Origin of the sequence: Lysinibacillus sp. FJAT-14745, from assembly GCF_001275675.1 — a bacterium.
GTDB lineage: Bacteria > Bacillota > Bacilli > Bacillales_A > Planococcaceae > Lysinibacillus.
On record NZ_LITM01000006.1, the window covers coordinates 315,360 to 328,026 of the forward strand.

Below are 12,667 nucleotides of genomic sequence, written 5' to 3' on the forward strand. Positions count from 1 at the left end.
GATGCCCATCTTTTCCTCCGTTTACGTTTGGAAACAGGTCATTGATTTTGTCATCCCCGGATTTTGGTGATGAGCCCACAAATTCTAAAAAAGAGAATAATCTCCATTATGGATATGAGTAAGAAGAAATCAGGAATCGTTGTGATGGCACTATTAATTTTACTTACAACAGGTGGAATGGCTGTCAGTTCAGCATTTGCTATTTCCAGTAAGCCGTTGAACTATTTAGACGAAACATTTATGAAAGAATCCATTTTAAATGGTGCATCAAGAGGCTACTTTGCAACAGATAAATTTATTATTTATCCAAAGAATATGAGGGATAGAAAAACTGTGCCACCAGAGCCTACTATAAACAAAGAGCTCTATCGTGATGTGTTTTCAGCGGGTGTCATTGGAACTGAAGCAAGATACCAATACCCGATTAAAATTGTGCATAAATAGAATGGACAAAAATATACAACGGTAATTCATATTGAATATGACTATGAGCTATTAGCACCTGTCGAATATGATGAGCTCAATACCCTTATCGAAGCCTATTTGTTGCCTTTTAATGAGTTAAAGTCTATACCCTATGCAGATTTTATCACACCGAATTACCTAGATAATAGATTGAAAGACTATATACGAGATATTGATACACAGAATACAGACCCACGAGTGGAATTCACATTTCGTTTTGGTGGCTGGGTAACGAACAATGATCATCTGCCTTTCTCAAGTCAGAATCCTATAGGTACTACACCACGATATATGAAGTCTACACCATAGAAATCGTGTTGTATAGTTGAGTGATGTAGGCTTCTCTCTAATATTATTAAGGAACTTAGCATCTCTCGAACTATCCCATATTAAGGGATGTGATACCACCATCGAATCTAAGTAGAAATAGCAACAAGGTTGTGTTCACCTTGTTCAACTCCCGTGAAAGAACTTAATCATCTTTCATTTTCTGTGGTGAAGTGCTAATTTTTGAGCTACATGGGTGGCTAACGGGGTGCTTTAGTTAAATATTTGATTTACGAAATATCAAACACCTTAATGGAGTCGTCAACCCAGTTCGCATCTATTTCTCACATTATGAAAATTTTTTAGATGGAACTCAAACAGTTGATATTCCATTGAAATAGAGGGGAAATTCAAGAGCCAGAGTTCTTATAAGTAAGAAAAAGAGAAACGTTAGTTTTTAGCGTTTCTCTTTTTTATAAAAAAACTAGTACAAACTTTAATAATGAATAAAGTACTAGGGGGAATTGTGAATATTCTCCTGGGAAGTATTCAAGAGTTCGTAGTAAATAATAGATAATTAGTATATAATAGGTATTATTTCAATATATGGAGGATTAACTGGTGAAATTAGTGCTACAGATAACAAGTATGATTTTAATTGTTGCCGCTATAATTTTTGCTTTATCTCAAATTTCAAGTTTAAAAGAAGAAAGGGAGGATATGAAATATTGGGAAAAAGCGGCTCATAAACATTATGATAATAACCTTATAGAAGAAAAATATTTTGTATTAAAAGATGCTTATACCACTCATTTTACTACAACTTTAGTATCAGCAATATCTATTGTATTAACAGGAATATTCTTTTTAGCAATTGCGAAAATTATTTCATTACTCCAAGAAATAAGTTTAAAAGTTAATAGGAAGCCTCAAGAAGAGGAATTTGAGTTGTTAAATTAATCGGAGGAATTGTATGTTAGTTAATATAAATTGTCCAATTGAATTGCTTGAGTATCAGCTTTATAGAAGTAAAGAAACTGGTAAGGTTTATTGTTCATTTAGATTTAATAATATTTCAGAAAAAAGAATTAAAGGCTTTAATGCTACTATCTATTGTTTTGATCAATTTGGTGAGCCGGTTGGTTGGGAAACTAATAGCCTTGAATATAAAATTCAGTTAGCTGACTCAATAGGTCCTAACCAAGCATTTGGAGACAATGAAAAAATTCTATTAGATAATTTTTCACATGCAAGAAACATAGATATAATCATTGATAAAGTACTTTTTAGTGATGAAACTACATGGACTAAAACTGAAACAGAGCTAGAGAAAGTAGAACTAAAAGAAATTAATAACCCGAGGCAATTAACTTTTGTGAAAGCACATGAAGGAAATGATGCAAAATATTATTCACAAATATTGAATGATAAATGGACATGTGTATGTGGACGTCTTAACTTAGAGAATATGGAAACATGTAAGCGATGCAAAAGAGAAAAAGATCATGTTCTTTCAATTTATAGTAATGAAGAAACAATAAATGAACATATTAAACTATATGAAAAACAGGTAGAAGAGAATAAAAAGAAAGAGCTATTAGAAAAAGAACGTCAACATGAAATATATAAGAAAAAAGTAAAGAAAATCTTTAAATATAGCGCTGTGTTGATAAGTTTCTTATTGCTTATTGCTATTGCAGGTTATGGCTTTATAACAAAGTTTACATTTTCATGGGAAAATTATCTTTTATTAAAAGATAAGGATAACTCTTTAATTGAAGCAGTAAAAAGCCAAAATATGAATGATATAAATTTTTTGATTGAAAACGGGGCCAATGTTAATTTTGTAAATAGGGATGGTGAAAATTCAATAAGTGAAGCCATCAAATTACCTAATAAAAAATTAGCTATTTCTTTAATGAATAAAGGAATGGGAAGTATCAAAGTTGGAAAAGAGAAGGATACCCTTGCGCATGTTGCAGTTATCAATGAACAATATGAAATTTTAAAAGAACTTCATAAATTCGGAGTTGATATGAACGTAAAGGACGAAATGGGGAATACCGTTCTATTTTATGCAATGAAAACCGGGAATAGAGAAATGATTGAATACCTTATTAATGAAACGAAAGTAGGTCTTCAAGATGTAGATAATGAGGGAAACAATATTGTACAAGTTGCCTTATTACAGCAGTTAAACAATACAGCATTAATCAAGGAATTATTAAACCTGGACATTGATTTAAAGAGAGTGAATATAGATGGTAAAAATACATACGAAACGGCTATTCTTACTCAAAATAAAGAAATAGTCCAAATATTTATAGATAAGGGACTGGACCTTAATAAGGTTGATAAATTTGGAAATAATGCAATCCATGTTCTCCTAAATCATAAAAAAGATAATTTGACTTTTTTAGTGGAATTAATAAAAAATGGAACAGATGTAAATGGATTCAATGGACAAGGGCAAACACCATTATATTTAGCGATAATAAATGGGGATAAAAAAGTTGTTGAAGAACTAATTAAAAATAAGGCAGATATAAAAACTGTTAATAGTAATGGGGACTCAGCACAAAAGGTAGCTGAGAAGTATAATAAATCATTGGTGGAATTATTTGAACAAGATAAATTTATGATTAAGTTTGATAAACAAAAGAATGTTTTTATGGTAAATGGAATTACTTTAGGTAATTCGAGAAAAGATGTAGTTAATAAGTTAGGAAACCCAGTTAAGAGAGAACAGTACATTACTGTAGATGGTGAAACAGACTGTAATATTTATTACTTGAAAGATAGTACAGGAAAAGATATTGAGACGCAATATTGTTCCTATATAGGTATGGGCGATAAAATTGATAACATTTCGTTTGAATTTTATCCTAATCAGCTGAATGAAAAATGGTATAAAGATTTAGGAGAACCGTATGTCAATGATGAAGCGCCTTTATTTTACTTAAAGGGTACAGAACAACTATTGCTTTTAAAACCAAACGAAGAAGTAGGGTTTCTTAATTATAGTGGCGGCTTTGAATAAGTCCATATAACTATGTTAAAGAAAAGAGTCATTTTTATTCTTCCTGGGTAAATGTTAAGTACGACTAAAACATTGAGGAGGAAAAAATGACTCAATTTAATATTAAATTTTATGCTTCAGCATCCGGTGTAAATGAACGTGTCGCCAATTCAGCGTCTAACATAAAGATAGCGTTAGAATCATTTTCTATACGTTCAATTTTACGGATTAACGTGTCGAATGTTGATTCTTCTTCCACTTGTTCGTCAATGAACCATTTTAAGAAAGCCATTGTTGCATGCTCGCGTTCATCTAAAGCGATATCCGATAAATTATAAATACGGCGAGTCACTTCTTTCTCGTGTGAAAGGCCAGTTTTGAATGCATGTAAAATAGACTCGAAATGATTATCTGGGCTATCAAAGCCGTGGATTGTTGCGCGGTAGCCCATATCACTTAGGAAATTATAAAATTTCATCGCATGGAAGCGCTCTTCTTCGGCCTGTACTAAAAAGAAGTTGGCAAAACCATCGTAATCTTGATCTGTACAATATGCCGCCATCGCCATATAAGCATGCGCAGAGTAAAATTCAAAATTCATTTGTTCGTTTAGTGCTGTGTGTAGTTTTTCAGATAACATAAAAGATTTCCTCCCTGTGCAGTAATTACCTTCTGCATCTCTTATAGTATACAGCGGAAAGAGGCTATGATGCAAAGATTAATTGATGTTCATTCTCAATTAAAAAAATTAATCAAATAATTTTTTAAAACGCCAAATTACTTCTAAAAGATTGACAAATAAATTAATGAAATCTAAATAAAGATTTAAAGCCATACTAACGACTTCAGCATCTGAAACGTGATTATGTCGGATTTGGTTAAAGTCATAGACCGTATAGAGACTAAAAAGTAGTACAGTAATTCCCGCAATAATCAGTCCGACCATGTTACTAACAGGGATAAACATAAAGACTAGTGAAAATACAATTACGACGATTAATACTGTGAATAAATAGCTTCCCCAATTGGAAATGTCTTTATTCATCATCATACCAAGCATTGCTAGCACAATGAAAATAGCTACTGTCGCTACGAAAACAAGTAAAACAAGCTGTTGCCCTAGCTCCACAATGTAAAATTGTGTTGTCCAAAATAGTAAAATTCCCATTAAAAAGGGGATTGTATACATAATGGAATTAGCAAGTTTCAGACTTCGCACAAAGAAGGCAATGATCAGAAGTACAAAAGCAATAATAGATAGCGGCATGACAATTGAAGGAGGTAGTAATGTTGCGATGTACATTCCGACAACTGTCAATACCCACATGAAAGCAAAGTGTTTTAAAATTTTATTTAAGTTTTGATTTTTAGCATACGCCATATAGAAGAATCCTTTCTTTTGAAAAATAACTTTTATATAGTAACATACGAGTCAAATTAGAAAAAGATTCAACCATAAAAAAATTGTATCATTATCATAATGTGGGTTTGAATTCCTTCGACTGAGTGCCAAGTAAACTCGATATGGTGATACAAATATACCTGGTCTTCGCTAGGACCAGGTATATTTGTATTATTTTACATTTTTTCTTTGGTTTTTCACACCAACTAAATAACCACCAAGGGCAATCCCGATTAATACAATCCAGAAAGTAGCTTTCCAAAGTGGTGAGTGTGGGAACTCATGTGGAATTATACCTAGTTTTTCATGTGCTAATGTTAGAACAGCCAGTTTTACACCAACCCAACCAACGATTAAGAAAGCAGCTGTTTCAAGTGATGGAAATTTATCGAGAATTTTCACGAACCAACGAGCCGCAAAACGCATCATAATAACACCGATAATACCACCTAAAAACATTACTGCGAATTGCCCTGCATTAATGCCACCAACATCAACATTTCCGATATGAGGTAGTGTAACTGCAATGGCAACAGCAGCTAATATTGAATCTATGGCAAAAGCAATGTCAGCAAACTCAACCTTTAGTACGGTCATCCAGAAACCAGATTGTTTTTTAGTCTCATGAATTTCCTCGGGATTTTGTGCGGCTTTTCGCGAATCTAAAATATGCTTCGTTGACATAAATAATAAATAGGCAGCACCTAGAGCTTGAATTTGCCAGAAATTAACGAGCGTTGTAATAAGAAATAGTGCGGCAAAGCGGAAAATAAATGCTCCCACTAAACCGTATAATAGTGCTTTTTGCTGTTGATTTTTTGGTAAATGCTTTACCATAACTGCCATAACGACGGCATTGTCGGCAGCTAATAAACCTTCTAGAACAACTAATACGACGAGTACCCATGCGTATTCTAGTAAAATTGCTTCCAAATTTATTTCCTCCTTTATACTTAGAACAGAAATGAATGTACCTTTTAACGTATTCTTTGCTTTTTTAGGCAAAATAAAAAGACCCCTGCCTAAAAAATAGGCAAAGGTCTTGCTTAGCTAATTAACGGTTTGTTGCACAGAATATCTGTACGCCCAAATAATGCCTTCACACCCGATGGTAAATAACCATGTAATGACGAATGTGAAATCAGATGCTTTTTCACATCTGCAAGCTACTCCCCTTTGACATAATTGTCAAAAGCTATTCAATTCTCTATACATGAATTATAGCATGCTGAAAGGCAATTGCAAATAAAATTGTGACGCTATGTTAAAAATTTTGATGATTGTTGTCAGGAAAGGCTATTTACCGGTATACAACTTAGATGATGTAAAAGATTTATTCAAAATCGGCGTTATTAGAAGGATGTCTTTTATAAAATCTTGTGTACAATAGGTCCATATTTTATACCTTGTTTCCCTAAATACACTGTCTATTATGGAGATGGCATTTTTATTTTTCATTGCTTCTTCAGAGAAAATAATGTAAGTCATATGCCCCCAAAACACTTTTGATCGATGGACCGAGATAATTTTAAAAGTGCTTCTTTCAACGTTTTTCCCTTAGACTGTCCAACCTCTGCTGGTATTGCTTGAGGATTAGGACTTTCGGATTTTGCAATATTGGCGAAGTTAATTAATTGCAAGTATATTTCTTACTGGCCATCTTTATTATCTATACCGAGGCCATCAACTGGGGTTCGGTAACATCTAAACATCCTGAAAGAAGTAGTGAAGTAGCTAAGCTTGAGAGTAAAACAATTTTTTTCTTCATTGCTTCTTCCTGCTTTTAGGGGTACGAGTGTTATCCTGGGGAGCAAGTGCTTTATTGCGATCAGTGTAGCCCTTTGGTGATAAGCGGAAGATCGATTTTTTAATAGTTGTCCAATTTAAATCTGTTGCAAGATTCATGTAAGAGTAACCATAGATCCGGATATTACATAAGTAAAGAAGTGTAAAGTATAATGAGACAAAAAATCCAAATAAACCTAAGAAAGCACTGGCAAAAATGAACGAAATACGCAATATACTGATGGTTGTAACAAGAGATTGGTTGACAAGAGTAAATGATGCAATTGTAGAGATTGCAATAACCACAATCATTTCTGGACTTGTCACACCTGCGCGAATGGCTGCATCACCAATAATTAAACCTCCAACAACACTTATCGTACCTCCAATAACAGAAGGCAGACGTAAGCCTGCTTCTCGAAACAATTCAAACATTAGTAGCATGATTAGCATTTCGAGAGAGGAGGGGAGAGGTAGCCCTGATTTTGCTTGGACAACTGTTGCTAAAAGTTGGAATGGTAGCTGATTTTGATGATAAGTCGTCAGAGAGAGCCAAAATGCAGGCAACAGCAAACCAATTAAAATGCCGAGAATCCTCAAAAGTCGTTCTATAGAACTGAAAACGATGGGATATTCATTATCTTCAGCGGATTTTAATAATAAAAATAAATTTACAGGTGTGATGACGCCGTAGGCTACACCATCTACGAAAATGAGAAAACGTCCTCTAATTAGTGCTTGAATAGCATAATCGGGTCGTCCAGTGTAATCAAATTTCGGGAAAAGCTTAGAGTTTTTATTAATTTCCTCCATTAAGGCATCCCCACTAAAGATAATATCTGTATCTACAGCTGCCAGTTGCTTTTTAATTCCGTGTAAAATATCCATATCGACAATATCGTCAAAATAAAGAATAGCCACGGTTGTTTTGGAACGTCTGCCTAACTCCACTTTTTCTACACAAAATGAATTTGTAGGTAAACGTTTTCGCATTAGAGCAATGTTGACACGGATGTCTTCAATAAAGTTATCCCTTGGCCCTTTAACGAGAACCTCCATCCTCGTTTCTTCTGGATTTCGATTAGGCTTTTTTGCAATATTACTAGCATATAAAAGTTCTTCCTCTTCAAAATAAAGCAGTAGGAAACCAGTATATACAAAGGTAATGGCTTCTTCTTTATCTTTGATTTTTTGAAGAGTTGGGATATGAAGTTGATTTGTAATATTTTCTTCTAAGGTTGTATCAGCTAAATGGTCATAAAGAAATTGAATACGTCGAATAATGACTTCATTAAGCAGTTGCTGATCTATCATCGCATCACAGGTAATGAATTGAACCTTATTTTGATTAAATGTATATTCCTGAAATTGAATATCTGCTGATTTTTGAAATAGTTTTTTTAAGGTGTTTAGGTCTATCGCCTTCTCCTGCTGAGGCATTATGATTCACCACTTTCCATTTCTTGTTTTTCAGATTTACCCTTTTTAGACGACTTACCTGAAAAGAACGCTACTAGTACGAAAAAAATTGACAGAAGAATAAAGAAAATAAAAGTAACTGTTAATATATAGTTCCCTTTCACCTTCAAAAATATGTTTTCATTTAAAATAATTAGCGGTAGACAAAGTAGAAAGAAGGGTGGTGCTATCATTTTCCATATTTGCTTCGGATCCCCGGTCATTTTTAATAAATCTGCTATAATATATAAGAGGAAACTAACTCGAATAAATGTACCAGTAAGCCATTGGTATATTGAGAAAAAGTCAAGATGCTCAATATAGCGACCAATTGATACTAGTCCCCATTCCTCGTAGGCAGGATATCTTTGCTTGGCGGCTTCGGTTGGACCAAATTCTGCAATTGCGCCCATTAGTGGTCCTAAAGTAAGCCCCATTAAAATGATAAGTATGATAGTAAAATGATACCAACGAAGGCGCTCTTTAAATTGATGCTGTAAAAATATAAGCATTAATAATTCAATAAATCCTGATGCCGGGTAAATCATCCCTTTTATAACGGGTTGAAATCCATGCTCAAAAAATGGACGTAATAACCCGTATTCTTTTACCTGTATATTTGTAAATGCTACAAAAAATCCAAAAACTACTACACCAAATAATACGAAGACATTTAAAATAACCATGGTTTGTAAGCTTGTTGTAACGAGAAAAAGACAAAGAATCGTATAAATGAGTAATAAAATAATGACCGGTGTTTGAGGTAAAAACGTTGTGTTTACCCATTGCAATGTTTCAACCATCGTAAAAGCAGCTAGAATGAGTAAATATATAACTATCATATAGATGATAATTGTAGAGCCTATTTTCCCGATTTTCCCATCTAACCAGTCTCTAATAGGTTCCTGATTCATCTTTTTTTGTATATAAACTAAAAGAAAAAGCCAGAAGAATATAATAAATGTGGCTAGTATTACAGATATCCAACCATCTCTCCCTACAACGTCTAGTAGCGGAGGAATAATTGTCACGTGATTTTTTAAGCCAATGACAGTCATAGATAAGAAGATGACATGTAAAATACTTATTGATCCTACACCTTTCATATGAAAACCCTCTAACGTTAATTGATACACTTTAGCTTAGACAAAAAATGAGAGGATTATAAGCGTGACAAACTACTCTGAAAAGAAGAATCTTAAATCGTTCATGAAAAATTTTATTACTGAAAAAACGAGGTATTTGACGGCTGAATTGTCAAATACCTCGTTTTTTAGAATTATATTTTAACGGGCAGTAATCTCCCACCATAAAGAAGTGAGGTGAGAAAAAAACTGCCCGTAAAAGCCCGATTGGTGAAGACTAATAATCCGTGGGTTTATCCCAAATGATTAATGAATATACTTAGAGCTTACAAGTTCATTTTTCAGGACATCAGTAGGGATTTCAAATTCTACAATGCCCATATAGCCTTGTGCTACTTCGTATTTATCGAAGGAAATAACAAGTTTACCTTTATCAGAAATATAGAATTGTTGATCAGCTTTAATAGTTGTAAATCCATCTATAACTTCGTCATCAGGGAGACCTCCTCCTATTACCCAGTACTTTTTATCTGGGTCGGATGCAGCTTGTTTACGCATTTGTTCAATAATGTTTTCACTGATCGTTTTAATATAGCTATCGTCTTTAAATAGCATCGGCAGTGTAATTAAGATTTCATTTTGTTTATCAATAGTATCGTAGTGCATAGTTGTAGAAGATGATCCAACGGTATTGACAGTATAACGGCCGATCGATAAGATCTGGTCATTATCTGTTTTGATTTCATAACCGCTATCTATACCTACATGACCACCTCCCTGTCCTTTTACATAATCAACTTCGGCAACAAAGTCATTATAAAGAGCTTTGCCTTCTGAACGGTATTTCTCATTTAAAGTATCAGCAAGCTTTTTATTTTCTAGGTTTTCGATAGCTGGTACTTTTATGTCAGCATCATATGTGTCTTCTGCTACTTTATATTCAGTCCATGTTAAGACTTTTACGATACTACCAACAACAGGGATATCTGAAAGTGTTCGTGCCATTGCAGGACTGACATTTAAACCAGCTGTAAAAAGCATTGCAGCCGCTGCAGTTCCAAGTAACCATTGTGGTGCTCGGTTTTTTCTCTTCTTTTTGCCTTGCTTTAGTGCGTTTTCAACCACAAAATCTAACTCCTTTGGAATAGGTACCTCAGTATATTGTTTTTCTAATTCTTTTAATTTTTCATCCATGTGCTGTTTCTCCCTTCGCATCTTGCAATTGTATTTTCAAGAGCTTTAACGCTTTATAAAGACGCGATTTTGCGGTACTCAGCTTAATGTTAAGGATATTGGCAACATCAGCGAGTTTTAAATCTTCAAAATAATGTAAAATAACAACTTCACGATACATTAGAGGTAATTCATCTAACGCATGCTCTAAGTCAACGTTTTCGTAGACATCCTCTTGTGCAGGTGTTAAATATTGCAATGTATCATCATCTGTTACTTGTAAGCGTTTATGCTTACGTAAAAAATCTATAGATGTACGTACGACGATTTTGTAAAACCAGCTTTTCATATATTCGACATTTTCTAGTCGATCGAGAGAAAGCATTGCTTTTTGAATACTGTCTTGTACAACATCAAGTGCGTCCTGTTCATTTTTCGTATAGCTATACGCGAGCAAATAAAAACGTTCTTTCTGTTCACGAATAAACTGGACAAATATCTCTTCATGTTGAAATGCATTTCTTGTTTTCATGTCCAAAGAAGCTCCTTTTTAACATTTTCAAATTGTATACAACTACTAGACGTGTGAAAGGGGAAAAAAAGTTGATAACATAAAAAAACTTATCTTATTTTGTTAACATCAAAGACAAGTAATAGGCTTATGGTAATTTACCCCACGTTAACGGGCAGTAGGTCTCTCTTTAAGCGAAGAATAAGGTGGAAGAAAAACTGCCTGTAAAATCCCTATTGGTGAAGATCAGTGGGAATGAAGAAACCTCCACTGATTAAAGTTTCACTTTATCCCGCATTAACGGGCAATAAGTCTCCACCATAAAGCTTTGCTGTACATTTTATATTGGTGAAAAACATAGCAAATTATATACCTTTTATAATTACTTAGAAAGGGGAAAGAGTAAATTGGTTACAATTAGAAATAATATGGCAACGGTGGAGGAAGAGCATCTGAATTGTTGGAATAGCAATCGAAGAAAATATCCTTAAACTTATTTGGTTGCAACGGAACTTTTCCTAATAATTTTAGGCAAGGAAAAAGCTAAAAAGGGAGTGACACATTCAAATCTATACGCCAATCGAGAATTGACTATTTGATTGTAAAGTAGTGTCACACTAAAACAACATATATACAAAACCAATTAAGCGATGCAATCAATATAATTGCACCGCTTAATTTGGCTTTTGAAGTTATAACAAATCAATCAAGAAAAATAGTCATATGTATTTTTAAAAAGTAATAGAATTGTCACAACGATAAATAAATTACGTACATAACCGCTACCACGTTTAATGGCAAATTTAGAACCAACAATAGCTCCAGCAATTTGCGCAAGTCCCATTGGTAACCCATAGGCATAATTTATTTGCCCTAAGTATATAAACATAAGAAGGGCAGCGATATTACTTCCGAAATTCAAAAACTTGGCATTCCCTGCAGATTTTAAAAAGTCAAAGCCAACAATTAAAAAGGCAAACAGTAGAAAAGAGCCTGTCCCTGGCCCTAAAAAGCCATCATAGAAGCCGATTAAGGTAATGATCGCCACAAAAAATGCGTAACGCTTAGGTGTCAATTTTTTATAGGTAGAAATGCTACCCCAGTCTTTTTTGAAAATAGTATAAATTGCCACAACTGCTAGCATGATCAGCATAAGTGGCTTTAGAACGCTGGGATCCATAAGATGGACAATCCATGCACCAATCATTGAACCTATAAAAACAAAAGGGAACAATTTATAAACGGCTTTAATCTCTAATTTCCCAGATCGATAAAATGTTATGGTGCTCGTTAATGACCCCATAGTGCCCGCTAACTTATTGGTAGCCACGGCTGCAGATGGTGGAAGACCAACAAACATAAGAGCTGGTAATGAAATAAGTCCGCCGCCTCCTACAACAGAATCAATAAATGCGGCTAGAAAGCCAAAAAAAATAAGAATGAGTAAAATGTTTACATCTAAATCAAAAGGCACGCTAGGTCATCTCTTTTCTATAATAATA

General features: G+C 33.9%; 11 protein-coding genes. 3 read left to right on the top strand and 8 right to left on the bottom strand.

Annotated features, from left to right (window positions below; translation table 11 throughout):
- Nucleotides 1-108 precede the first annotated feature (108 nt).
- The 3 genes from AMS59_RS26270 (at nt 109) to AMS59_RS11535 (ending at nt 3,772) form a co-directional block, all read left to right on the top strand.
- Nucleotides 109-444: a hypothetical protein gene (locus AMS59_RS26270; protein ID WP_234007746.1), complete on the top strand. Its 336-nt coding sequence runs from the start codon at nt 109-111 to the stop codon at nt 442-444.
- 909 nt (nt 445-1,353) lie between these two features.
- Nucleotides 1,354-1,692, top strand: a complete 339-nt coding sequence (locus AMS59_RS11530; RefSeq protein ID WP_053483891.1) for a hypothetical protein — start codon at nt 1,354-1,356, stop codon at nt 1,690-1,692.
- A gap of 13 nt (nt 1,693-1,705) precedes the next feature.
- Nucleotides 1,706-3,772 (top strand): ankyrin repeat domain-containing protein, encoded by a 2,067-nt coding sequence (locus tag AMS59_RS11535; protein WP_053483892.1) that lies wholly within the window; start codon nt 1,706-1,708, stop codon nt 3,770-3,772.
- A 109-nt stretch (nt 3,773-3,881) separates the two neighbouring features.
- Here AMS59_RS11535 and AMS59_RS11540 read toward each other — a convergent pair whose 3' ends face one another.
- The 8 genes from AMS59_RS11540 to AMS59_RS11580 all read right to left on the bottom strand — a co-directional run bounded on the left by AMS59_RS11540 (nt 3,882) and on the right by AMS59_RS11580 (nt 12,639).
- The gene (locus AMS59_RS11540; RefSeq protein ID WP_053483893.1) at nt 3,882-4,391 is read right to left on the bottom strand and encodes a ferritin; all 510 of its coding nucleotides are present in this window, start codon (nt 4,389-4,391) and stop codon (nt 3,882-3,884) included.
- Between the two features lie 108 nt (nt 4,392-4,499).
- On the bottom strand, nt 4,500-5,132 hold the full coding sequence (locus tag AMS59_RS11545; RefSeq protein WP_053483894.1) for a Bax inhibitor-1 family protein: 633 nt from the start codon (nt 5,130-5,132) through the stop codon (nt 4,500-4,502).
- A 192-nt stretch (nt 5,133-5,324) separates the two neighbouring features.
- On the bottom strand, nt 5,325-6,086 hold the full coding sequence (locus AMS59_RS11550) for a TerC family protein (protein WP_053484151.1): 762 nt from the start codon (nt 6,084-6,086) through the stop codon (nt 5,325-5,327).
- 831 nt (nt 6,087-6,917) lie between these two features.
- The gene (locus AMS59_RS11560; RefSeq protein WP_053483896.1) at nt 6,918-8,378 is read right to left on the bottom strand and encodes a spore germination protein; all 1,461 of its coding nucleotides are present in this window, start codon (nt 8,376-8,378) and stop codon (nt 6,918-6,920) included.
- Nucleotides 8,378-9,502, bottom strand: a complete 1,125-nt coding sequence (locus AMS59_RS11565; protein WP_053483897.1) for an endospore germination permease — start codon at nt 9,500-9,502, stop codon at nt 8,378-8,380. Before AMS59_RS11565 ends, AMS59_RS11560 begins: the two co-directional genes overlap by 1 nt.
- A gap of 285 nt (nt 9,503-9,787) precedes the next feature.
- Complete coding sequence (locus AMS59_RS11570; RefSeq protein ID WP_053483898.1) at nt 9,788-10,675, bottom strand: DUF3298 and DUF4163 domain-containing protein; 888 nt, start codon at nt 10,673-10,675, stop codon at nt 9,788-9,790.
- Complete coding sequence (locus AMS59_RS11575; RefSeq protein ID WP_053483899.1) at nt 10,668-11,186, bottom strand: RNA polymerase sigma factor; 519 nt, start codon at nt 11,184-11,186, stop codon at nt 10,668-10,670. The genes AMS59_RS11570 and AMS59_RS11575 overlap by 8 nt, the downstream gene beginning before the upstream one ends.
- A 685-nt stretch (nt 11,187-11,871) precedes the next feature.
- Nucleotides 11,872-12,639: a TSUP family transporter gene (locus AMS59_RS11580; protein ID WP_053483900.1), complete on the bottom strand. Its 768-nt coding sequence runs from the start codon at nt 12,637-12,639 to the stop codon at nt 11,872-11,874.
- Between the last annotated feature and the right edge of the window lie 28 nt (nt 12,640-12,667).